Annotated in this window: 20 protein-coding genes; 1 reads left to right on the top strand and 19 read right to left on the bottom strand. The window is 61.5% G+C overall.

The features are described 5' to 3' along the window. Positions 1-119: 119 nt before the first annotated feature. Together ACOCG7_RS30290 and hemE are read right to left on the bottom strand one after the other, a co-directional pair. The gene (locus ACOCG7_RS30290; protein WP_176035752.1) at positions 120-2,363 is read right to left on the bottom strand and encodes a primosomal protein N'; all 2,244 of its coding nucleotides are present in this window, start codon (positions 2,361-2,363) and stop codon (positions 120-122) included. A 463-nt stretch (positions 2,364-2,826) separates the two neighbouring features. Then, the gene (gene hemE, locus ACOCG7_RS30295) at positions 2,827-3,927 is read right to left on the bottom strand and encodes a uroporphyrinogen decarboxylase (protein WP_073427930.1); all 1,101 of its coding nucleotides are present in this window, start codon (positions 3,925-3,927) and stop codon (positions 2,827-2,829) included. A gap of 230 nt (positions 3,928-4,157) precedes the next feature. Here hemE and ACOCG7_RS30300 point away from each other — a divergent pair, with 230 nt between their 5' ends. Next, complete coding sequence (locus tag ACOCG7_RS30300; RefSeq protein WP_073427834.1) at positions 4,158-4,955, top strand: transporter substrate-binding domain-containing protein; 798 nt, start codon at positions 4,158-4,160, stop codon at positions 4,953-4,955. A gap of 802 nt (positions 4,956-5,757) precedes the next feature. On the opposite strand, the gene ACOCG7_RS30305 is transcribed toward ACOCG7_RS30300, so the two are convergent. The 17 genes from ACOCG7_RS30305 to ACOCG7_RS30385 all read right to left on the bottom strand — a co-directional run bounded on the left by ACOCG7_RS30305 (position 5,758) and on the right by ACOCG7_RS30385 (position 24,075). Beyond that, positions 5,758-7,488, bottom strand: coding sequence for an AMP-binding protein (locus ACOCG7_RS30305; protein WP_073427835.1), 1,731 nt, complete (start codon positions 7,486-7,488; stop codon positions 5,758-5,760). Positions 7,489-7,718: 230 nt separating this feature from the next. Beyond that, positions 7,719-8,144 (bottom strand): F0F1 ATP synthase subunit epsilon, encoded by a 426-nt coding sequence (locus tag ACOCG7_RS30310; RefSeq protein WP_073427836.1) that lies wholly within the window; start codon positions 8,142-8,144, stop codon positions 7,719-7,721. A gap of 109 nt (positions 8,145-8,253) precedes the next feature. Beyond that, a complete protein-coding gene (gene atpD, locus ACOCG7_RS30315; protein WP_073427837.1) occupies positions 8,254-9,648 on the bottom strand; it encodes a F0F1 ATP synthase subunit beta in 1,395 nt (464 codons plus the stop codon). 107 nt (positions 9,649-9,755) lie between these two features. Next, positions 9,756-10,640 (bottom strand): F0F1 ATP synthase subunit gamma, encoded by an 885-nt coding sequence (gene atpG, locus ACOCG7_RS30320; protein WP_073427838.1) that lies wholly within the window; start codon positions 10,638-10,640, stop codon positions 9,756-9,758. A 91-nt stretch (positions 10,641-10,731) separates the two neighbouring features. Next, positions 10,732-12,273: a F0F1 ATP synthase subunit alpha gene (gene atpA / locus ACOCG7_RS30325; RefSeq protein WP_073427839.1), complete on the bottom strand. Its 1,542-nt coding sequence runs from the start codon at positions 12,271-12,273 to the stop codon at positions 10,732-10,734. 58 nt (positions 12,274-12,331) lie between these two features. Further along, complete coding sequence (locus ACOCG7_RS30330; protein WP_073427840.1) at positions 12,332-12,871, bottom strand: F0F1 ATP synthase subunit delta; 540 nt, start codon at positions 12,869-12,871, stop codon at positions 12,332-12,334. Positions 12,872-12,873: 2 nt separating this feature from the next. Next, the gene (locus tag ACOCG7_RS30335) at positions 12,874-13,344 is read right to left on the bottom strand and encodes a F0F1 ATP synthase subunit B (RefSeq protein ID WP_073427841.1); all 471 of its coding nucleotides are present in this window, start codon (positions 13,342-13,344) and stop codon (positions 12,874-12,876) included. A gap of 139 nt (positions 13,345-13,483) precedes the next feature. Further along, positions 13,484-13,753 (bottom strand): F0F1 ATP synthase subunit C, encoded by a 270-nt coding sequence (gene atpE / locus ACOCG7_RS30340; protein ID WP_007180033.1) that lies wholly within the window; start codon positions 13,751-13,753, stop codon positions 13,484-13,486. Between the two features lie 80 nt (positions 13,754-13,833). Then, positions 13,834-14,685 carry a F0F1 ATP synthase subunit A gene (atpB, locus tag ACOCG7_RS30345; protein WP_073427842.1) on the bottom strand — a complete coding sequence of 284 codons (852 nt, stop codon included), beginning with the start codon at positions 14,683-14,685 and terminating at the stop codon, positions 13,834-13,836. 159 nt (positions 14,686-14,844) lie between these two features. Further along, positions 14,845-15,390 carry an ATP synthase subunit I gene (locus tag ACOCG7_RS30350; RefSeq protein WP_073427843.1) on the bottom strand — a complete coding sequence of 182 codons (546 nt, stop codon included), beginning with the start codon at positions 15,388-15,390 and terminating at the stop codon, positions 14,845-14,847. 489 nt (positions 15,391-15,879) lie between these two features. Then, positions 15,880-16,767: a ParB/RepB/Spo0J family partition protein gene (locus ACOCG7_RS30355; RefSeq protein WP_073427844.1), complete on the bottom strand. Its 888-nt coding sequence runs from the start codon at positions 16,765-16,767 to the stop codon at positions 15,880-15,882. Positions 16,768-16,784: 17 nt separating this feature from the next. Further along, the gene (locus ACOCG7_RS30360; protein WP_073427845.1) at positions 16,785-17,576 is read right to left on the bottom strand and encodes a ParA family protein; all 792 of its coding nucleotides are present in this window, start codon (positions 17,574-17,576) and stop codon (positions 16,785-16,787) included. Positions 17,577-17,654: 78 nt separating this feature from the next. Next, positions 17,655-18,338 carry a 16S rRNA (guanine(527)-N(7))-methyltransferase RsmG gene (gene rsmG, locus ACOCG7_RS30365; RefSeq protein ID WP_073427846.1) on the bottom strand — a complete coding sequence of 228 codons (684 nt, stop codon included), beginning with the start codon at positions 18,336-18,338 and terminating at the stop codon, positions 17,655-17,657. Beyond that, a complete protein-coding gene (gene mnmG / locus ACOCG7_RS30370) occupies positions 18,335-20,293 on the bottom strand; it encodes a tRNA uridine-5-carboxymethylaminomethyl(34) synthesis enzyme MnmG (RefSeq protein ID WP_073427847.1) in 1,959 nt (652 codons plus the stop codon). The genes rsmG and mnmG overlap by 4 nt, the downstream gene beginning before the upstream one ends. 173 nt (positions 20,294-20,466) lie before the next feature. Beyond that, positions 20,467-21,219 (bottom strand): ABC transporter ATP-binding protein, encoded by a 753-nt coding sequence (locus ACOCG7_RS30375; protein WP_176035758.1) that lies wholly within the window; start codon positions 21,217-21,219, stop codon positions 20,467-20,469. An 11-nt stretch (positions 21,220-21,230) separates the two neighbouring features. After that, entirely contained in the window at positions 21,231-23,015 is a 1,785-nt protein-coding gene (locus tag ACOCG7_RS30380; RefSeq protein WP_073427848.1) for an ABC transporter permease subunit, read from the bottom strand. 4 nt (positions 23,016-23,019) lie between these two features. Next, positions 23,020-24,075, bottom strand: a complete 1,056-nt coding sequence (locus ACOCG7_RS30385) for a branched-chain amino acid ABC transporter permease (RefSeq protein ID WP_073427849.1) — start codon at positions 24,073-24,075, stop codon at positions 23,020-23,022. Between the last annotated feature and the right edge of the window lie 57 nt (positions 24,076-24,132).

Consider the following 24,132-nt stretch of genomic DNA (forward strand, 5'->3'; position numbering starts at 1 on the left):
GAGGCGGACGGCCACGTCCGTTGCGAGCCCTGTCCCGAGCTATGCCAATACCGTGCGAACCCGTGCGCGGACCGCGCGCAGCCGCTGGCGATATTGACGACGACGCCGGCCGGCCGGCGTCAGATGTCGAGCGGGTCGACTTCGAGATTCCAGCGCAACACGCCTTTCATTCCGCGCAGCAGCGGCTGCCATGCGCGCAAGGTGGCCTGCAACGCGGCCCGCGATGCGCTTTCGATCAGCAACTGCGCGCGATGCACGTGCATCACCTTGACGATGGTGAGCGGCACGGCGTCATAAACCGTCACGCGTTCGGCCGCCGGAATCTCCGTGAGCGCCGCGGCGGCCTGTTGAAGAAACGCGAGCGCGGCTTCGAGCGTGCGCCCTTCGGCGCGCAGCAACGCCTGATAGACGAACGGCGGCAAGTGCGCGTCGCGCCGCTCGGCCAGCGTGGAATTGGCGAAGCCGACGTAGTCATGCCGCCCGAGCGCGTGGTACAGCGCATGGCGCGGATAGCGCGTTTGCACCAGCACCTCGCCGGGCAAACCGGCGCGGCCAGCGCGGCCGCTCACCTGCATCAACTGCGCGAAGAGGCGCTCGCTCGCACGGAAGTCGTGTGAGAACAGCGCGGTGTCGGCGTTCAACACGCCGACCAGCGACACGCGCTGGAAGTCGTGACCCTTCGCGATCATTTGCGTGCCGACGAGGATGTCGACTTCGCCCGCATGTACGTCGGAGAACAGCGCTTGGGCGCTGCCTTTGCGGCGCGTGCTGTCGGCGTCGATACGCAGCACACGGGCGCCGGGGACCGCGCTCGCCAGCGTTTCCTCGACGCGTTGCGTGCCGCGTCCCATCGGCGCGATGTCGACGTTGCCGCAATCCGGACACGAGCGCGGAATGCGCGATTCCCAGCCGCAATGATGGCAGCGCAGTGCGCGCTCGGGCTTGTGCAACACGACGTAGGCACTGCAACGCGGACAACCGGCGACCCAGCCGCAGGCGTCGCAGGCGAGTTGCGGCGCATAGCCGCGCCGGTTGAGAAACACGAGGCTTTGCTCGCCGCGCTCGAGCCGCGCCTTCAGGGCGGCGACCAGCGGCCCGGACAATCCCTCCACCGAGGCCCGCCCGCGGCGGCGCTCTTCTTCCAGATCGATTAGTTTGACGGTCGGCAGCACGGCGTCGGCGACCGCGCGGCGCGACAACGTGAGACGCTTGTAGCGGCCCTGATCGGCCTGCCACCAGCTCTCCAGCGACGGCGTGGCCGAACCGAGCACGACCGGCAAACCGAGTTGCTTGGCGCGATAGATCGCCAGATCGCGCGCCGAATAGCGCAAACCTTCCTGTTGCTTGTAGGCCGGATCGTGCTCCTCGTCGACGACGATGATCGCGAGCTTCGGCAACGACGCGAGCACCGCCAGCCGTGTGCCGAGCACGATGCGCGCGCGTCCGGTGTGCGCGGCGAACCAGTTGCGCGCGCGTTCGCCCTCGGCGAGACCGCTGTGCAGCGTGACGATCGACGTGCCTTCCAGGGCGGCGAAGCGCGCACGGAAAGCCGCCTCGAACTGCGGCGTCAGATTGATTTCGGGCACGAGGACGAGCGCCTGCGCGTCGGGCTTCGCGGCGAGAATCTCGGCGAGCGCACGCAGATACACCTCGGTCTTGCCGCTGCCCGTCACGCCGTGCAGCAGGAAGGGCGCAAAACCGTTCGCGTCGCGGATCGCGTCCACGGCGGCCGACTGTTCGTCGGTGAGGGTAGGCAGCAGGGGCGCCGGCGCGTCGGCGGAAGACGGCGCAAGCACCGCGGCGGCTTCGATAATGTCCAGCGCGACCCAGCCTTCCGCTTGCCATGCGTCCAGCGTGGCGATGGCCTTGGGATGAAGCGCGCGGGCATCCGCAGCAAGCAGGGATTCGGCGTCGGCCAGCGCCTGGGCCAACTTTCTCAGCGCGCTGGCGCGCGCGGGCAACGCATCGGGTAATGCGCGACGCCCCTCGGGCGTCATTCGGTAACGTTCCTCGGGCGCGAACAGGCGCGCCCAGCGTGAGGCGTCGCGGAGCGCCTGCGGCAGCGCGGGCAGCGCCACTTCGCCGAGGCCACGCTGGTAATAGTCGGCGGCGAAGGCGGCTAAACCCAGCCAGTGCGTCGACAACGGCGGGCAGGCGGTGCAGACGCCATGCAAATCCCGCAGACGGTCGGGCGGGACGTCGCTGTGAGCAGCCACTTCGCAAACGAGCCCCACCACATGACGCTTGCCGAACGGCACACTCACCAGCACGCCCGGCGCAACCGCCTCGGGTGTGTCGCAGCGATAGTCGAACAGGGTCGGCAGCGGATGATCCAGCGCGACGCGAACGAACACTTCGCTCACGCGGCTATGCAGAATGATTGAAGCGACGCGGCCGAATGCCGCATGGTCGGATCGCCTCGGCAGACAGCGAACTCTTCGAAGTTAAGGTAAAGCTTCAACTTCGCCGCTAAGTTTTGGATTCCGCAGAACAATTGCACCCGGCTCTCTGGCTGTGGATAACTTTGTTGAGAACTTTGCCTCGAAGGGCTGGAAGCCGCGTCGCAGCGGCCTTCTGTGGGATTCCGCACACTCCGCGGCGGCCCCGCGAAACCCTTGCCAGATAAGGCTTGGATCAAATGCGCCCGCGATGTGCAAGGGCTGCCGGGCGACGAAAGCTTCTACCGCGCCGCAGCGCAACGAATGTGTATAAGTCAAGTCTTGACAACCGCGAGATCGCCAACTGACGGCCTCTTGCCCCCGAACTTTCCCTTAGATCGAGAGCCCAGTTCATTGCGCTGCAACAAAAATGGCAACGATTACGGCTTCATGCTGGTGCATGAGCGCCACTGCGAATTGCACGGCTATGACGGTGCACTTCGTCCACGAGTTCGGCGACGTTTTCCGGCGGCGTGAACTGCGAGATGCCGTGGCCGAGGTTGAAAACGTGGCCCGGATGGTTGCCGAAACTGTCGAGCACGGCGCGGGCTTCCATGCGGATCGAAGCCGGCGGCGCGAACAGTACCGACGGATCGATATTGCCCTGAAGCGCGACCTTGCTGCCCACGCGCTCGCGTGCCTTGCGCAGGTTGACGGTCCAATCGAGCCCGACCGCGTCCACGCCGGTATCCGCGATTTCGTCGAGCCACAGACCGCCGCCTTTCGTGAAGGTGATTACCGGCACTTTCTCGCCGTCGTGCTCGCGCTTCAACTGGGCCACCACTTGCTGGATGTAATGCAGTGAAAAACGTTGATACGCACCGTCGGCCAGCGCTCCGCCCCACGTGTCGAAAATCATCACCGCCTGCGCGCCGGCTTCGATCTGCGCATTCAGATACGCCGCAACAGATTTTGCGTTGATGTCGAGAATGCGATGCATCAGGTCCGGGCGCGCATACAGCATCGACTTGACGGTGCGGAAGTCCGCCGAGCCGCTACCTTCGACCATGTAACACGCGAGCGTCCACGGGCTGCCGGAAAAGCCGATCAGCGGCACGCGTTGACGGCCTTGCGCGTCGGTGAGCGCGGTGCGGATTTCGCGCACGGCGTCGGTCACGTAGCGCAACGTGGCGTCGATATCCGGCACCGCGAGGCGCGCCACGTCGGCTTCCGTGCGCACCGGCCGGGCGAATTGCGGCCCTTCGCCGGTCACGAATTCGAGGCCGAGGCCCATTGCGTCGGGCACCGTGAGGATGTCGGAGAAGAGAATCGCGGCGTCGAGCGGATAACGCTCCAGCGGCTGCAGCGTGACTTCCGTCGCGAACGCCGGGTTCTTGGCGAGAGCCAGGAAACTGCCCGCGCGGCCGCGCGTGGCGTTGTATTCCGGCAGGTAGCGACCGGCTTGCCGCATCAGCCAGACAGGGGTGTAGTCGGTCGGCTGGCGCAGCAGCGCGCGCAGGAAGGTGTCGTTCAGGAGGGTATGGGCCACGTTGCGTACGACTGAGAGCAAAGGGGCATTTTACCGGAGCCGGCTCGCCGCATCGTGCTCGATGCGGGCAATAACTGTCGCCCGGATCGGTCGCGGCCGCTTATCCCGCGGTTGGGGGCCTATCGTCCGCCGCGTCATGACCTGGCCGAACGGCCGATGTTCAAGGGAAAATTGCCTGACTATCATCCGTCGGTCTTATCAAACAACGACGAAACAACCAAGGAGACTCAATGAACAAGGCAGCAATCGCATTGCTCGGCGCTCTGGCCGGCGCTCTGATTTGCGCAGGCGCGGCCAACGCGCAGACCAGCGCCCCCGCCGCGGCCGCTTCGCGACTCGACGACATTCTCGCTCGCGGCACGTTGCGCGCCTGCACGACCGGCGACTACAAGCCGTACTCCTTCTATAAGCCGGATGGCCAGTTCGAAGGTATCGACGTCGACATGACGGAGGCGCTAGCTAAATCGCTCGGCGTGAAGGTGGAGTACGTCAAAACGTCGTGGCCGAACCTGATGAACGACTTCGTGGCGAAATGCGATATCGGCGTCGGCGGGGTCTCGCCCACGCTCGAGCGGCAAAAACGTGCGTTCTTCACGCAGGCGTATATGGTGGACGGCAAGACGCCGATCGTTCGGTGCGACGACGTCAGCAAATATCAAACGGTGGCGCAAATCGATCAACCGGCAACGCGCGTGATCGTCAATCCAGGTGGCACGAACGAGCGTTTCGCGAAGCAGTATTTCACGCACGCGGCCGTCACCGTCTATCCGGACAACGTGACGATCTTCAAGCAGATTCTCGCGGGCAAGGCGGACGTCATGGTGACAGATGCATCCGAGACCCTGCTGCAGCAAAAGCTCAATCCAGGCCTTTGCTCGGTGCATCCAGACAAGCCGTTCCAGTACGGCGAGAAGGCGTGGCTGTTGCCGCGTGGCGATGTCGCGCTCCAGCAGTACGTGGATCAGTGGTTGCACCTGGCCCGCGCAACCGGCGAATATCAGACGATTGCGGATAAGTGGCTGAAATAGAGCTTTGCGCTCGGCCGCCCTTTCAATTCCGACGGAAAAGGCGGGATTAGAAGGCGCTGATGGTTCGATGTTCGTCGCACAATCGTGTAACGGCCCTCAGCGCGCTTAACCGTACGCAGAACGGCGCGGACGCTTGTCTTCGCAGCGAACCGGCCCTCTGCACCGGCCCGCCGGCTGGGTTCGGTGCTGCGATGCAATGTCGTTGCCATCGCACATGGGACGATTTTCGGGCGGTTTCGAAAAGCACCTGTAACAAAGGCGATCGGCGGCAAAAAGGTGAGTGTGCAACGAGTTCATGCGGAATCGACTTAACAATTTACGCCGCAATATGCTTCGCGAATAGCATCAATCGGGCGTATGAAATTGCCGTCGAGTCATAGGTAAAATTTACGTTTTAAAGGTTTCGTTTTGGCAATAAGTCCCGCAACGCCTTATCTGGCGGGCGTTACAACCTGAAACAATTTGTTACCGCGCTCAAAGGTTAATTCGCCCACAATGCCCTCAACGGTTTCAACACGGATGTGGCTGGGTGCGCGGTGTGAGCGGATACTTTGCACTTGCCGGTCGGCGTATGCCGAAGCCCTGTAAAGGGGCATCCCTGCTGGGGCCGTAGTCGACGCCGGGTCGTCGTCTCAGTCGGTTCCTACTTTGGTCTCCTCGCGCTAACCCCGTAGCGTGTGGTTTTTAGCGGGCTCCAGGCCCGCTTTTTTTTCGTCTTGCCAAACGTTTGCGAGTTGTTTTGCGAGCGTGCGCGGCGGCTGGTCCATCCAGCACAACGCGAGATTTGCGCCCGCGCTGAACCTCAAGCCGTTTTATCTTCCTTCACCTTCAATTCGCTAATCATGCGCTCCCGCATGACGAATTTCTGCACTTTGCCCGTCACCGTCATCGGCAGTTCGTCGACGAAGCGGATGTACTTCGGCACCTTGTAGTGCGCAATCTGGCCTTGGCAGAACTGCTGGATCTCTTCGGCGGTGGCCTGCTCGCCCGACCGCAATACGATCCACGCGCACACTTCCTCGCCGTATTTCGCATCGGGCACGCCGAACACCTGCACGCTTTGGATCTTCGGATGACGGAACAGAAATTCTTCGATTTCCCGCGGATAGATGTTCTCACCGCCACGGATCAGCATGTCCTTGAGGCGGCCGACGATGTTGCAATAGCCTTCCGCGTCGAGCGTCGCCAGATCGCCGGTATGCATCCAGCCGTCCACGATGCTTTCCCGCGTCTTCTCCTCATCCCCCCAGTAGCCCTGCATAACTGAATAGCCGCGAGTGCATAGCTCACCGGTCTCGCCAACCGGCACGATCGCACCGAGCGGATCGATGATCTTCACTTCGAGATGCGGCTGAATGCGGCCAACGGTCGTCGTGCGTTTGTCGAGCGGGTCGGTGGTCGAACTCTGAAACGACACCGGGCTTGTTTCCGTCATGCCGTAGGCGATCGTGATTTCGCTCAGATGCATCTTCGAAACGACCTTCTTCATCGTCTCAATCGGGCAGGGCGAGCCGGCCATGATCCCGGTGCGTAAATGCGAGAGGTCGTAATCGGCAAAGTTCGGATGATCGAGCTCGGCGATGAACATGGTAGGCACACCGTGCAGCGCGGTGCACTTTTCTTCCGCGACGGCGGCCAGCGTTGCGGCCGGATCGAAAGCTTCGCCCGGAAACACCATGTTCGCCCCGACCGACACGCACGCCAGCACCGCGAGCACCATGCCGAAACAGTGATAAAGCGGGACGGGGATGCACAGGCTATCCTGCTCGGTCAGCCGCATTGCCATCGCGATATAGCGCGCGTTGTTGACGACGTTGCTGTGCGTCAGCGTCGCGCCCTTCGGATTACCCGTCGTGCCGCTGGTGAACTGGATGTTAATCGGCTCGTGGCACGAAAGCGTGGCGCCGATTCCATCGAGCCTTGCGACGTCCAGCGTCGCGCGGCCCCGCTCGATCACATCCGAGAAGCTCAGCATGCCCGGCGTTTCCGTGTCGCACATGCGGATCACATAGCGCAAATCGGGCAGCCTCGCAGCATGCAGGTCGCCCGGCGCGTGTGTGGCCAACTCCGGGGCGAGCGCCTGCAGCATCTCCAGGTACATCGACGTCTTGAAACGCTCGGCCGCGATAATCGCCTTGCAGCCGACCTTGTTCAGCGCATATTCGAGTTCGGCGAGCCGATAGGCCGGGTTGATGTTGACGAGTACGGCGCCGATGCGCGCCGTCGCGAACTGCGTGAGCACCCATTCCACTCGATTCGGTGACCAGATACCGACGCGGTCGCCCTTCACGATGCCGAGCGCAAGCAATCCTGCGGCCAGCACGTCGACCTCTTCCGCAAACTCCTTCCACGTCCAGCGAATACCCTGCTCGCGAAACACCACGGCAGGACGGTCAGGAAAACGCGCTGCCGTGTCGCGCAGAAACTGACCGATCGTCGCCTCGCTCAACGGAATATCGGTCGATCCACGGACGTACGACAACCCGTCTCTGGGTTCGATAAGTGCGCCCTCGCCTGACACATGCGTTGCCATGGTGTTGTCTCCGTGAGCGAAAGCTCGCCCTATTGAAATGGATTTGAAATCGATTGTGCCACCGGCGCATCTCCATACGGCATCAAGTCTTACCCGCAGCGCATTCGGGGACCAGCACGGCAAAGCATCAATCGATGCTATTGCGCAATTTTGATTACCTTTCCGTAAACGTCAAGTGACGATCAAAAAAAAGCAGCCGAGGAGGCTGCTTTCTCTCTGATACGTATTGCCTAGTTCTGACCGCGCAGCTTACGCAGGCGCTGGATTGCAGCGAGTTGAGCCGTTGCGTACGCCAGTTCCGCTTGCGCGGTAGCGTATTCGAGGTTCGAGCCCGTGTTCTGCAGCGCTTCTTCCGCACGCTTGCGTGCATCTTCAGCTTTGGCTTCGTCGAGATCCTTGCCGCGAATTGCAGTGTCGGCGAGAACCGTGACAGCGCCCGGCTGAACTTCGAGAATACCGCCGGCGACGAACACAAACTCTTCTTCGCCGTTTTCAGCTTCGATGCGCACCGCACCCGGACGAATCCGCGTGATGAGCGGCGTGTGGCCCGGCAGGATGCCGAGTTCACCCGCCTCGCCCGGCAGCGCGACGAACTTCGCCTGGCCCGAGAAGATCTGCTCTTCCGCGCTGACGACGTCTACCTTGATAGTTGCCATAAATGTCGACTCCTGGGTTGAGCGTAGTAAGAGGCGCCGGCTTTGCGTTGCGCCACCGCGAAGGCAGCGATACGCGCGAGGCCGGCGCCCGCTTGGTTACACCCGACCTTTACTGGATCTTCTTGGCCTTTTCGAAGGCTTCGTCGATCGTGCCGACCATGTAGAACGCTTGTTCCGGCAGGTGGTCGCACTCGCCGTCGACGATCATCTTGAAGCCACGGATCGTTTCCTTCAGCGGCACGTACTTGCCCGGCGAACCCGTGAACACTTCCGCAACGTGGAACGGCTGCGACAGGAAACGCTGGATTTTACGAGCGCGCGCGACGGCGAGCTTGTCTTCCGGCGCGAGTTCGTCCATGCCCAGAATCGCGATGATGTCGCGCAGTTCCTTGTAGCGCTGCAGCGTTTGCTGCACGCCGCGCGTGATCGAGTAATGCTCTTCGCCGATCACGTTCGGGTCGATCTGACGCGAGGTCGAATCGAGCGGGTCCACAGCCGGATAGATACCCAGCGATGCGATGTCACGCGACAACACGACCGTTGCGTCGAGGTGGCCGAAAGTCGTAGCCGGCGACGGGTCGGTCAAGTCATCCGCAGGGACGTACACGGCCTGAACGGACGTGATCGAGCCGGTCTTGGTCGACGTAATACGCTCTTGCAACTTACCCATTTCTTCAGCCAGCGTCGGCTGATAGCCCACTGCCGACGGCATACGGCCGAGCAGTGCCGACACTTCCGTGCCTGCCAGCGTGAAACGGTAAATGTTGTCGACGAAGAACAGCACGTCGAGGCCTTCGTCGCGGAAGTGCTCGGCCATCGTCAGACCGGTCAGCGCGACGCGCAGACGGTTGCCCGGCGGCTCGTTCATCTGGCCGTACACCAGCGCGACCTTGTCGAGAACGTTCGAGTCCTTCATTTCATGATAGAAGTCGTTCCCTTCGCGGGTACGCTCGCCAACGCCGGCGAACACGGAGTAACCACCGTGTTCCTTCGCGATGTTGTTGATCAGTTCCATCATGTTCACGGTCTTGCCCACGCCGGCGCCGCCGAACAGACCCACCTTGCCGCCCTTCGCGAACGGGCAGATCAGGTCGATAACCTTGATGCCGGTTTCGAGCAGTTCCGTCGACGGCGACAGTTCGTCGAACGCCGGAGCCTTCTGGTGAATGCCGCGAACCACGTCCGAATTGATCGGGCCGGCTTCGTCGATCGGGCGACCCAACACGTCCATGATCCGGCCGAGGGTCGGCTTGCCGACCGGCACGCTGATCGGCTTGCCGGTGTTCTTCACCGTCGTGCCACGGCGCAGACCGTCGGATGCACCCAGACAGATGGTACGGACGACGCCGTCGCCCAGCTGTTGCTGGACTTCGAGGGTCAGTTCCGAACCTTCGAGAATGAGCGCGTCGTAAATCTTCGGCATGTCCGAACGCGGGAATTCCACGTCGATCACCGCGCCGATGCACTGTACGATCTTGCCTTCTACCAAAGCAGTAGTACTCATCGCTTTTCCTTTAGATACTCAATTCTTCACTCGCGCAAAGGCGCAGTTTCGGGGTGCCGCTCAGTTGGGCCCGCCTCACGGCGTTGGCCTGCCTGTCGTCTTGACGATCAGACCGCAGCGGCGCCACCGACGATTTCCGACAGTTCTTTCGTGATTGCGGCCTGGCGGCTCTTGTTGTACACGAGCTGCAGTTCATTGATGACCGTCTTCGCGTTATCGGAAGCGGCCTTCATCGCCACCATTCGTGCCGACTGTTCCGATGCCATGTTTTCCGCGACGGCCTGATAGACCAGCGCTTCGACATAACGCACCAGCAGTTCGTCCACCACGGCCTGCGCATCCGGCTCGTAGATGTAGTCCCACTGCGTGCTCGGCGTCGCGCCGTCTTCTTCCTTGCGCTCGAACTGGTCTGCCGACAGCGGCAGCAGTTGCTCGATCACCGGCTCCTGCTTCATCGTATTGACGAAGCGCGTGTACGCCAGGTACACCGCCGAAACCTTGCCTTCCGAGTACAGGTCGAGCTGAACCTTCACCGCGCCGATCAGCTTTTCCAGATGCGGCGTGTCGCCCAGATGCACGACATTCGACACCACCTTCGCGCGCAGACGGTTCAGGAAACCCAGACCCTTGGTGCCAATCGCGGTTGCCTCGATTGTCTTGCCCTGGCCTTCCAGTTCCTTGAACTTCTGCAGCGACGCACGCAGCACGTTGGTGTTCATGCCGCCGCACAGACCCTTGTCGGTCGTGACGAGGATGATGCCGGCCGTCTTCGCGCCCTCGTTCGACACCATGAACGGGTGACGATACTCGGGATTCGCACGGCTCATGTGTGCAGCGATATCGCGGACCTTGTCGGCGTACGGGCGAGCAGCGCGCATGCGCTCCTGAGCGCGGCGCATCTTCGATGCGGCCACCATCTCCATCGCTTTCGTGATCTTGCGCGTGTTCTGCACGCTCTTGATCTTGCCGCGAATTTCCTTCATTCCAGCCATTGCTTGCTCCTTGATCGAAGCAGCGCGGGTTCAGTTGCCTGCGGCCCGCGCCGCTTCAGGGTCCGTTTATGCCTTGCGGGTCACTCGCGGATCAATAAGCGCCGGACTTCTTGAAGTCTTTGACGGCCGTGTGCAGCAGGCCTTCGTCGTCCTTCGAGAGTTCCTTGGTGTCTTCGACGCGCTTGATCAGGTCAGCGTGGCTCGACTTCAGGTATTCGCGCAGGCCCTTTTCGAACGGCAGCACCTGTGCGACTTCCAGATCGTCGAGGTAGCCGTTGTTCGCGGCAAACAGCGAGATCGCCAGTTCCCACACTTGCAGCGGTTGATACTGCGGCTGCTTGAGCAGTTCCGTCACGCGGCGGCCGCGCTCCAGTTGCTTACGGGTGGCTTCGTCGAGGTCCGAGGCGAACTGCGCGAACGCAGCCAGTTCACGATACTGCGCGAGGTCGGTACGGATACCGCCCGACAGCTTCTTCACGACCTTGGTTTGAGCTGCACCACCGACGCGCGACACCGACACGCCGGCGTTGATCGCCGGGCGGATACCTGCGTTGAAAAGATCGGTTTCCAGGAAGATCTGGCCGTCGGTAATCGAAATCACGTTCGTCGGAACGAACGCCGTCACGTCACCTGCTTGCGTTTCGATGACCGGCAACGCCGTCAGCGAACCGCTCTTGCCCTTCACTTCGCCGTTGGTGAACTTCTCGACATACTCTTCCGAGACGCGAGCAGCACGCTCCAGCAGACGCGAGTGCAGGTAGAACACGTCGCCCGGATAAGCTTCACGACCCGGCGGGCGGCGCAGCAACAGCGAGATCTGGCGGTATGCCCAAGCTTGCTTGGTCAAGTCGTCGTAGACGATCAGCGCGTCCTGGCCGCGATCGCGGAAGTATTCGCCCATCGTGCAGCCCGCATAAGGCGCGAGGTATTGCATCGCAGCCGATTCCGAAGCCGAAGCTGCCACGACGATCGTGTATTCCAGCGCGCCGGTTTCTTCCAGCTTACGCACCACGTTCATGATCGACGAAGCCTTCTGGCCGATCGCGACGTAGATACAGAAGAGATTCTTGCCCTTCTGGTTGATGATCGCATCGACTGCGACCGCGGTCTTGCCGCACTGGCGGTCGCCGATGATCAGCTCGCGCTGGCCACGGCCAACCGGCACCATCGCGTCGATCGATTTCAGCCCGGTTTGGACCGGCTCGGAAACCGACTTACGCCAGATCACGCCCGGCGCGATCTTTTCGATTGCGTCAGTTTTCTTTGCATTGATCGGGCCCTTGCCGTCGATGGGATTGCCGAGTGCGTCGACCACGCGGCCGAGCAGTTCCGGACCCACCGGCACTTCCAGAATGCGGCCCGTCGTCTTGACGATGTCGCCTTCCGAAATGTGTTCGTATTCACCCAGAATCACGGCGCCGACCGAGTCGCGCTCGAGGTTCAGTGCGAGACCGAACGTGTTGCCCGGGAATTCGAGCATCTCGCCCTGCATCACTTCCGACAGGCCGTGAATACGCACGATGCCGTCGGTCACGGAGATCACAGTGCCCTGGTTGCGAACGTCCGCGCTCGCTTCAAGACCCTGGATCCGGCTCTTGATCAGCTCGCTGATCTCAGAGGGATTGAGTTGCATTATTCGCTCCTGATAGTCAATTCTGTTGCGTGCCAGCCGCTTCAGCGCAAGAGGCGCTTCAGGCCGTCAGAGCCGTTTGCATGCTGGCAAGCCGCGCGCGGACCGAGGTATCGAGCACTTCGTCGCCAACCGTCACGCGCACGCCGCCAATCAGCGACGAGTCGACTTCGACCGTCGGCTTCAGCTTGCGCTTGAACTTGCGTTCGAGACTTGCGACGAGGTCGTTCAACTGCGCGCCTTCGAGCGGGAATGCGCTGACGATCAGCACATCTGCCGCCCCTTCGCGGGCGTTCTTCAACTCTTCGAACTGCACGGCGATTTCCGGCAGCAATTGCAAGCGATGGTTATCGACCAGCATTTGCACCAGGTTCTTCGCTTGCGCGTTGTCCTTGAGCGGCGACTTGACCGCGGCCAGCAGCAGTTCGCTGACCTGGGCGCGGCTCACTTTCGGGCTCGAGGCGATCGACAGCACTTCGGGCAGACGCGCAACCTGTGCCAGCTCCTGCACGAGCGTGGACCAGGCGGCGATGTCACCAGCTTCGGCCACGCCAAACAGCGCTTCTGCGTACGGACGGGCGATGGTTGCAAGTTCGGCCATGATCAGAGCTCGGCTTTCAGTTGATTCAGCAGGTCAGCGTGAGCTGCCTGGTCGACTTCACGCTTCAGGATCTGTTCAGCGCCCTTCACAGCCAATGCGGCGACTTCACCGCGCAGCGTTTCGCGCGCCTTGACGACTTGCTGTTCCGCGTCGGCCTTCGCTTGCGCGATGATGCGGGCTGCTTCGGCTTGTGCTTGCGTCTTGATTTCGTCAGCGACTGCCACAGCGCGCTTTTCTGCGTCAGCAATACGTTGCTGACCGTCGTTGCGTGCCTGAGCCAGTTCCTGGTCGACGCGCTTGTGAGCGGCTTCGAGTTCAGCCTTGCCCTTTTCAGCGGCAGACAAACCGTCAGCAATCTTCTTTGAGCGCTCGTCGAGGGCATTGATCAGCGGCGGCCACACGAACTTCATCGTGAACCACGCGAGGATCAGGAACACGACCATTTGCGCAAACAGGGTTGCGTTGAGATTCACGGTGTTTCCTTAAACGTTGCTAGTTCGGAAAAGTGAAACGGCAAGGCGCTCATCGATTCTGTCTTCGATCAGCGCCCAAGTGCCCGTTCCGCCCTGCGCCTTCACCAGTTATAGCTCAGGCGCAAACTTCCGAGGAACCTTAGCCTGCCAGCTTCGACAGCAGCGGGTTCGCGAACGCAAACAGCATTGCCACACCAACGCCAATCAGGAACGCCGCATCGATCAGACCAGCCAGCAGGAACATCTTGGTTTGCAGCGGGTTCATCAGTTCCGGCTGGCGTGCACATGCTTCGATGTACTTGCCGCCCATCAGGCCGATACCGATACAGGCGCCGATTGCACCCAGGCCGATGATGATGCCGATACCGATGGCGGTCAGACCCTGGATGTTGGCGATGAAAGCTTGCATGATCACTCCTTTGTGAAAAGTCTTTTAGAACTGGTTGGAACTGGATTTGAAAACTGCGATTCTTTGGTCGACAGCGCGGGTTAGTGCGTGTCGTGTGCCTGGCCGATGTACACCAGCGTCAGCATCATGAAAATGAACGCCTGCAGCAGCACGATCAGGATGTGGAAGATGGCCCACACGCTGCCGGCGATCACGTGGCCGATGAAGCCAAGCACCGTCGTGTCCGCGCCGAAGCTCCAGATGCTGCCGAGCAGGGCAATCAGCAGGAACAACAGTTCGCCCGCGTACATGTTGCCGAACAGCCGCATGCCGAGCGAGACCGTCTTCGCGACGAACTCGATGATGTTCAGTGCAAGGTTCGGGATCCACAGCAGCGGATGCGCGCCGAACGGGGCGGACAGCAGTTCGTGCACGAAGCCGCCGGCGCCCTTGATCTTGAAGTTGTAGTAAATCATCAGCGCGAAGACACCGAGGGCGATGCCGAGCGTACCGTTCAGATCGGCGGTCGGCACGATGCGGTGATGCGAGATGACGCCGGAGAGGCCCAGCCAGTCGATCACGTGGCCCGGCAGGTCGACAGGGATAAAGTCGAGGGCGTTCATCAGCGCGACCCACACGAACACGGTCAACGCCAGCGGCGCGATGAAGGTGCGCGTGCCGTGGATCATCGACTTCGATTGATCCTCGACCATTTCGACCAGCATTTCAACTGCGCACTGGAATCGGCCCGGCACGCCGGACGTCGCCTTGCGGGCAGCGAAATGCAGAATCAAGATGGTGGCCAGACCGCAAACGATCGACCAGAAAAGGGTGTCCAGATTCCACACGTGGATGTCGAAAATCGACGTCTGGTGTCCGGTGGAAAAGTTCTGCAAGTGGTGCGCGATGTACTCGGACGGATCCATTGCGCGCGTGCCTTCGCTAGCTGCCATATCGTTAAAGCCACCCAAATTGTCGAAAATCGTCTTAGGCCGTTCCCGCGGCGATGCTCTCTTGCGGAAACGCGCCGGGTGCGGATCGTACCGTATCCGCACGCCTTACCAGCGCTGCGCGCCGGCCTGAATTTTTTGCTGCTACCTTGTTGCCGCGAACTAGCGCCAGGCGAGGGCGATCCAGTACGTCTTGAGCGCGATGAGGTAGGTCACGAGCAGCGGCACCCAGCGTACGTCGTGATACCAGAAGGCGATGGCCACAAACATCGCGATCGTTGTCCCCATCTTGAGCGCTTCGCCGATCATCCAGCTCATCACTGTTTCCGCGCCGCTCAACGTTCTCAGTCGTGCCGCGAACAACGCGCCCGGCAACCAGCAGATCGCTCCTCCCAGGAACGCGGACAGCGCAGCAGCGCCCGGCGGCTTGTAAAACAGCCACCACACCAGCGTAGCAACCAGGGACAAAACCATTTGCGCTGCCACAACCTTAAACGGCGTAACGCGCGACGGACGACTCACATTGGGACCAAACAGCTTCTCAGCCTCGGCCCGCGTGAGCGGAACGATATTGTTATCTTGTTGCTCGACATCCCACGCGTCGTCAGGTGCAACGTGCGGACCGGTGGACGCATCGGAAGCGGCGCGTTCAGCGCGGTGTTCGTCGTGCCCATTCTTCGGCGCTTGATTCGACGCTTTGACCGCCATCGCAGTGTTCCGAAAGTCTTGTTCCAGCCCGCGAGCTTTCGCTGCGCTTACGGGGTTGCCGTGCAATTAAATCCGGGCGATTGTAAGCGATAGTTGCAGGCAATTCAAGACTTTAGGCCGTTCAATAACCGGTATGAAAACGCTGCTCACGATGCGGGAACCACCTTCCGATGCATGAAAATACGGTGAATGTAAGGCGGCTTGGGGGACAATCAAATATACGCATTGAATCCGGCGCGCCTGCACTCATCGACAGGCGGCGCAGGCGCGGCGACAGACGTCTCTGAAATGCAACAGGCAGTGATTTTCGTCGCCTTGGGTGGACATCTGAGAAGTCGTCGCGGTGAAGGTATAGACGCGCACATTTCTCACAGTTCAACGATTCCGAACATCGGGCGCCGAATCAATTAGGAATCCAGCCGATCCCGCAGTCGCACTCCAGATCCGTCAACATCGTTCGATACTCAGATTCAGCGCACGTCACCCTGCTTACGCCGTGGCATTACCACGCAAGCGGATAAGAATGCCTTCCAGTGCGTCAAGGTCACCGAAATCCACCAGCACCTGCCCTCGACCACGTCGGCCGAGCTTGATCTTTACCGTTGCCGCGAGCAGGTCCGACAGTTCCTCTTCGAGTCGCCGCGTATCGCGGCCGCCATCGGGATTAGCGCGCGCCTTGACCGCCGGCGCCGCTTTGGTGGTCGACGTCACCAGCTTTTCGGTTTCGCGCACCGACATGCGCTTATTGACGACCTGATTGGCGAGCGTGATCTGCGTCGCGGCGTCGACAGCCAGTAATGCGCGAGCATGCCCCATGTCGAGGTCGCCGGCCAACAACATGGTCTGCACCGGCGTTGCGAGGTTGAGCAGGCGCAGCAGGTTTGACACCGCACTACGCGACCGACCGACCGACTCCGCCGCCTGCTCGTGCGTAAAGTTGAACTCATCGAGCAAGCGCTGAATGCCCTGCGCTTCTTCGAGCGGATTCAGATCCTCGCGCTGAATGTTCTCGATCAGCGCCATCGCCGCAGCGGCCTGGTCAGGCACGTCCTTCACCAGCACAGGCACTTCGTCGAGGCCCGCAAGGCGCGCCGCACGGAAACGACGCTCCCCGGCGATGATCTCGTACTTGTCCGCCGATACGGGGCGCACCAGGATCGGCTGCATCAGCCCCTGGGCACGGATGCTGGCCGCGAGCTCCTGCAATGCGCCCTCGTCCATGCGCGTGCGCGGCTGATACTTACCCGCCTGCAACTTGCTGAGCGGCAGCACGTGCGGCGCACCTTCGATCGTCACGGCCTCTGTAATGTCCGCACTGCCGCCAAGCAGCGCTTCCAGCCCGCGGCCCAGCCCCTTCTTTCTTGCTACTGCATTCATCGTGCTTCCTCGATCCCTTAGGACGCCTGGGGCGCGTTATTCAGTGCCCGCACCCGCTCAATCATTTCCGCGCCGAACTGCACATACGCCTGCGCGCCGCGCGACGCCTTGTCGAATACGACGCCCGGCAATCCATAGCTGGGCGCCTCGGCGAGACGAACATTGCGCGGGATCACCACATCGAATACCTTGTCGCCGAAATGCTCTTTCAGTTGATCCGAAACCTGCTGTTGCAAAGTGATGCGCGGATCGAACATCACGCGCAGCAGGCCGATCACCTTCAGGTCACGGTTCAGATTGGCGTGTACCTGCTTGATCGTGTTGACCAGATCCGACAAACCTTCGAGCGCGAAGTACTCGCATTGCATTGGAATGACGACGCCGTGTGCGGCGCACAGCCCGTTGAGCGTGAGCAGCGACAAAGCCGGCGGACAATCGATCAGCACGAAATCATATTCGCTCTCGACCGCGGCAAGCGCGAGCTTCAGTTGACGCTCGCGGTTCTGGACGCTGACCAGCTCGACCTCCGCTCCGGCCAGTTCGCGGTTCGCGGGCAGTACGTCATAGTCGACGGCTTCCGGCCGCACTCGCGCGTCGCTCACCGCCACGCCATCCACGAGCACCTCGTAGACGGTGTTCGCACACGCGCCCTTGTCGATGCCGCTGCCCATCGTGGCGTTGCCTTGCGGGTCCAGATCGATGAGAAGGACTCGCTGTTCCTGCGCTGCCAGGCTCGCGGCCAGATTGACTGCGGTCGTCGTCTTGCCGACGCCGCCTTTCTGGTTCGCAACGCAGAAGATTTTTGCCATCGTTGGAGTGTCCCTTTTGCTGCCTGGATGAAATAAAAAGCGCTATTGGTATCGGACGCGTGAGGCTAGCGGCGGTCGTCAGTTCCCGGCGTCCACGACAACCTTGATCAGATGCCGTTCGGCGTCCAGCGCCGGCACATTCAGCCGAATGATCTGTTCCACGTGGGCGCCCGCCGGCAAGCGTTCGATCTCATCGTCGGGACGCTGCCCTTTCATCGCCCAGATTGCACCGTGCTCGGCAACCAGATGACGGGCCAGTGTAACGAAATCCGTGAGCTCTGCGAATGCGCGCGAGACGATTACGTCGAACTTCGCCGGAACTTCGGCGCCCGGCCGCAGTGTTTCCACGCGGCCAGTCACCACCGAGAGATTCGCCAAGCCGAGTTCGGCCTTGGCCTGAGCCTGAAAAGCCGTCTTCTTATGAACGATGTCATTCACAGTGACGGTCCATTCAGGCAAAACTATCGCCAGCACGATACCCGGCAGACCACCGCCGGAACCCACGTCGAGCGCCGAGGACGGACCGCGCGGCGCCAGGTGCGGCACGATCGAGAGCGAATCCAGAATGTGCTGAATCAGCATTTGCCGCGGATCACGAATCGCCGTCAGGTTGTAGACGGCGTTCCACTTCGACAGCAAGGCGACGTAATCGAGCAGCTTGCCGAGTTGGGCGTCGCTCAGATCGAGGCCGAGTTCGCGCGCACCATCCGTCAGCAACGGCGCCAACGCTTCCCTACCGCCTCCCTTCTGGCTCACGGTCATTGCGTCACCGGCGTAGCGTCGGTGTCAGGCGCAGCCGGTTTCGCCGGACGGCGTCCCAAACCGCGCTTCAAATGCACCATCAGCAACGAGATCGCCGCCGGCGTGATGCCCGAAATGCGCGACGCCTGTCCAATGGTCTCGGGGCGGAACTGCGTCAGCTTCTGGCGCGCCTCGAACGACAGCCCGCGGACTTCGGCGTAATCCAGGCCGTCCGGCAACCTCGTGCTTTCGTGCGCCTCATTGCGCTCGATTTCACCGGCCTGGCGGTCGATATAGCCCTGATACTTAATGCCGATCTCGATCTGTTCCTTGATCTGAGCGCGCAGCACGTCGTCTTCGGCCAATAGGTCGGGCGCTGCGCATGTGCCTGTGCGCAAAGCGCAAACGCCGTCGTAGCTGATCCCCGGGCGACGCAGTAGATCGGCCAAGCTGTACTCGTGATCGATCGGCTTGCCGAGCAATGCCGTCGCTTCCTCCGCAGGTAACGTCTTAGGATTGACCCACGTTGTGCGGAGCCGCTCTGTTTCACGTGAAACCGCGTCGCGCTTACCGCTGAATGCGCTCCACCGGATATCGTCGACGACGCCGAGCTCGCGCCCGATTTCAGTCAGGCGCATATCGGCGTTGTCTTCACGCAAACTCAGACGATATTCCGCGCGGCTCGTGAACATCCGGTACGGCTCGGAGACGCCACGGGTCACGAGATCGTCGACCAACACGCCGAGATACGCCTGGTCGCGGCGAGGACACCAGGCTTCCTTGCCCTGCACGTGCAATCCGGCGTTGATGCCCGCGAGCAAACCTTGCGCGGCAGCTTCCTCGTAGCCGGTCGTGCCGTTGATTTGACCCGCAAAGAACAACCCGTCGATCACTTTCGTTTCCAGCGAGGCCTTGAGTCCTCGCGGGTCGAAATAGTCATATTCGATCGCGTAGCCTGGCCGCAGGATATGCGCGTGCTCCAAACCGCGCATCGACCGCACCAGTTCCAGTTGTACGTCGAACGGAAGGCTCGTGGAAATGCCGTTCGGATAGAACTCGTTCGTCGTCAGCCCTTCTGGTTCAAGGAAAATCTGGTGCGATTCCTTCGTCGCGAAGCGATGGATCTTGTCCTCGATGGATGGGCAATAGCGCGGCCCCACTCCCTCGATGACGCCCGTGTACATGGGCGAGCGGTCGAGCCCGCCGCGGATGATGTCGTGCGTACGCTCATTGGTGTGCGTGACCCAGCACGGCACTTGCCGCGGATGCTGCTCAACGCGCCCGAGAAACGAGAACACGGGCACCGGATCCAGGTCGCCCGGCTGTTCTTCGAGCTTGGAAAAATCGATCGTGCGTCCGTCGATGCGCGGCGGCGTCCCGGTCTTGAGCCGGCCTTGCGGCAGCTTCAATTCCTTGAGTCGCGCGGACAAGGACACCGCAGCGGGGTCACCGGCACGGCCGCCGGTATAGTTGTTTAACCCGACATGAATCTTGCCGTCGAGGAACGTCCCGGCCGTCAAGACCACTGCGCGCGAGCGAAAACGAATGCCCACCTGCGTAACCGCGCCGACTACTCGGTCGCCCTCGACCATCAAATCGTCGACGGCTTGCTGGAATAGCCATAAGTTCGGCTGATTCTCCAGGCGATGCCGGATTGCCTGCTTATAGAGCAGACGGTCTGCCTGAGCGCGCGTCGCGCGAACGGCCGGCCCCTTCGACGAATTGAGGATGCGGAACTGGATGCCGCCCTCGTCCGTCGCGGCCGCCATTGCACCGCCTAGCGCATCGACTTCCTTCACGAGATGGCCCTTGCCGATGCCGCCAATCGACGGATTGCAACTCATCTGTCCGAGGGTCTCGATGTTGTGCGTCAGCAGCAGCGTCGTATTGCCCATGCGCGCCGAAGCCAATGCAGCCTCGGTGCCGGCATGACCACCTCCGACGACGATTACGTCAAATTCTGTGGGAAAAAGCATGGCGGATCTCACGCCAGATCGTCGCGTGAGCCTTTAAAGGAAATGTATCGACGAATTATAACGGGTTCGGTTTAGGCCCGAATTTCGTCCGAACGGCCAATCAATAAAAAAGCGGCATGTTTCACGTGAAACACGCCGCTTCGAACAGCGAGAAAACGATGATGCGACCGACGCTAAGCCACTTTCTTAGCCAGCCCCAGATAGGTCTCGATCACCCGCGGATTCTGCGCAAGATCAGCCGCCGGACCTTCGAGCGCCAGCTCGCCCGTTTCAAGCACATAGCCATAATCGGAGATTTGCAGCGCTGCCCGGGCGTTCTGTTCGATCAACAGTGTGGCGACGCCCGTCTGGCGCAGCGCGCTAATGATGTGAAAAATCTCTTTCACGATCAACGGCGCGAGACCTAAACTCGGCTCGTCCAACATCAGTAGATCGGGCTTCCCCATCAGCGCTCGTCCTACCGCGAGCATTTGCCGCTCGCCCCCGGACAACGTCCCTGCCGCCTGCTTGCGGCGTTCCTTCAGCCGAGGAAACAGCGTAAAGACCGGCTCCAACTGGTCGAGGAAGTTACGCTCACCCGCGCGCTTGCGTCGATAAGCCCCGAGCACGAGGTTGTCCTCGACCGTCATCGACGCAAACAGCTCACGCTTTTCTGGCACGAGACACATGCCGCGCGCGACCCGCTTTTCAACCGGCACCGCGCTGACGTCTTCGCCCTGATACAGAATGGTGCCCTTCGCATGGCCCGTGGTCGGCAACGCGCCCATGATTGCATTCAGCAACGTAGACTTGCCCGCGCCGTTCGGCCCAATCACCGAGACGATCTGTCCAGCCCCCACTTTGATCGCCGCGCCGTGCAGTGCCTCAACCTTGCCATACCGGACCGACAAACCGGTCACGTCGAGAATCGGTGCAGCGGCATTCATCATGCTCTCCATCATTCCACCCCGCCGAGATACGCTTCGAGTACCGCCGGGTCCTGCTGTACCTCCAGCGGCAAACCTTCCGCGATACGCGTGCCGAACTCCATCACCACCAGCCGATCGGTGAGATTCATCACGAAATCCATGTCGTGTTCGACCAGCAGCACGCTCATGCCTTCAGCCTTGAGTCGGCGCAACAGATCAGCCAGTTGCAGCTTCTCCTGATATCGCAGACCTGCCGCCGGCTCATCCAGCAGCAGCAAGGTCGGATCGCAGCACAGCGCACGGGCGATTTCGAGAATCCGCTGCTGGCCCAACGCCAGACTGCCGGCCTCGTCGTACATGTGCTGCTCGAGTCCGACGCGGCGAATCTGGCGCGCGGCTTCAGCCATCAGCCGCGCTTCTTCCGCGCTGTTCAGGCGGGCGATGCTACGCCATACGCCGGCCTGTCCACGCAGATGCGCGCCAATCGCCACGTTCTCGAGCACGGTCATGCCCGGCAAGAGTTTGACGTGCTGAAACGTGCGGCCGATTCCGCGCTTGACGATTTCACGTGAATTCAGTGAATCAATGCGTTCGCCGCGGAAAGTAATCTCTCCACTGGTCGCTTGCAACACGCCGGTAACCAGATTGAACGTGGTCGACTTGCCCGCGCCGTTCGGACCGATCAGGCCGATGATCTGCCCTGCTTTCACCTCGAAGCTGACGTCGTTCACCGCCACGAGCCCGCCGAACTGCTTACGCGCCTTATTCACCGTCAGCAGACTTTCTCCCTCGACCGGCTTGCTGCGCTGCGGCAAGGGCTCAGCGTGATCCGGCAGATGCGCGCGTGGCCCGCGCGGGAAGAAACGTGCGACGAACGGCCATACGCCTTGGCGGGCGTATTGCAACAACAGCACCATCAAGATGCCGAATACGATTACTTCGAAGTTCCCGTTCTCCCCGAGCAACCTGGGCAGCAGCGTTTGAAGATAGTCTTGCAACACGGTCAGGATCGCCGCGCCGAGCACCGCGCCCCAAACATGCGACACGCCCCCCACCACCGCCATGAACAGAAACTCGATGCCGTGATTCAAGCCGAACGGCGTGGGATTCACCGCACGTTGAAGGTGGGCGTAGAGAAAGCCCGAAATCGACGCCAGCACAGCGGCATAGACGAAAATCACCACGCGCATCCAGCCTGTATTCACGCCCATGGCTTCGGCCATCATGCCGCCGCCGCGTAGCGCGCGGATCGCTCGGCCGGGCCGGCTATTAAGCAGATTTTGAACAGACACTACCGCGCCGAGCACCACCAGCCAGATCAGGTAATAGATATGGCGCCCCGATTCCAGGTTGATGCCAAAAACATTTAGCACCGGAATCCCGTTGATGCCGTCGTACTTGCCGAGCATTTCAAGATTGCCGAACAGATAGAACAGCGCGAGTCCCCATGCGATCGTGCCGAGCGGCAGAAAGTGACCGGAGAGGCGCATCGTCACGAGACCTAGCATCAGCGCGATCAAGGCGGTCACGATCACGCCGGCGATCAGCGCGAGCCACGGCGACACGCCGAACCGCGTCGTGAGATAGGCGGTCGCGTAGGCGCCGATACCGACGAACGCTGCCTGCCCGAAGCTCGTCATCCCACCAATGCCGGTCAGCAGGACAAGCCCGATCGCCACGATCGAGTACAAGCCGATGTAGTTGAGCAGCGTCACCCAGTACTCGGGCACATGGATCGGCTGCGGCAGCACCGGCAGCGCGAACAGCACGATCAGGAACAGCCAGAAGAACTTGTTTTGCATGATCCGTTTCATCGCGTCACTCCTCGTCTTCTTCGGCGTGCGGGCTGGCTAGACTGCGCCACAGCAGCACCGGGATGATCAGCGTGAACACGATCACTTCCTTGTACGCGCTCGCCCAGAACGACGAATACGACTCCAGCAGGCCGACCAGGATCGAGCCCGCCGCCGCCAGCGGATAGCTGACGAGGCCGCCGATAATCGCGCCCACGAAGCCCTTCAAACCGATCAGGAAGCCAGAGTCGTAATAAATGGTGGTCAGCGGTGCGACGAGAATGCCGCACAGCGCGCCGAGCCCTGCCGCGAGCGTGAACGCGAGGCGTCCCGCCTGCGTCGTGCCGATGCCGACGAGCCGCGCGCCGAGCCGGTTCACCGACGTGGCGCGCAACGCCTTGCCCGAGATCGAGCGGTCGAAATACAGGTAAAGCGCGCCGATCAATACCACCGCCGTGCCCACCACCCACAGGCTTTGCCCGGAGATCGAAAGGCTGCCGGCAGTGAAGGTCGCATCGGAAAACGCCGTGGTGCGCGAGCCTTCGGCGCCGAACATCACGAGCCCCAGGCCGACCATCGCGAAGTGCACCGCCACCGCCACGATGAGCAGCAACAACGTGGTCGCCTCCGCGATCGGCTCATACGCGAGCCGGTAGACGAACGGGCCCATCGGAATCACGATCAGTAGCGTCAATGCGATCTGCACGATCATCGGCAGAGGCTGAAGGAAAACGCCGCGCGTGAGCGCGTATACCGCGATCGGAAACAGCAGGTATTTGCCGACCAGCGTCACCAGCGTGCGTGCCGCATGCCGGCGCCGCTCGGGATGCCGCACCAACCCCGCCGTCTCGACGACGAAGCACGCAGCGCCCATCGCCATCAGCAGCCAGCAGGTGGCGGGAAATTTTTGTGTCTGCAAGGCGGCGAGTGTCAACGCGCCGTATGAAACAAACTCCCCCTGCGGGATGAAGATCACCCGCGTCACGGAGAACACCAGCACCAGCGCGAGCGCGAGCAGCGCGTAGATCGCGCCGGTGGTGATGCCGTCCTGCGCGAGGATCGCCGCAATTGATAGATCCATCTTCCTCGTCCTGAAGCGTCGAAATCGAAACCGGGAAACAATCGTGGCGGCAGCGGC

The sequence above is a fragment of the Paraburkholderia sp. DD10 genome (assembly GCF_049177125.1).
Classification (GTDB): Bacteria; Pseudomonadota; Gammaproteobacteria; order Burkholderiales; family Burkholderiaceae; genus Paraburkholderia; species Paraburkholderia terricola.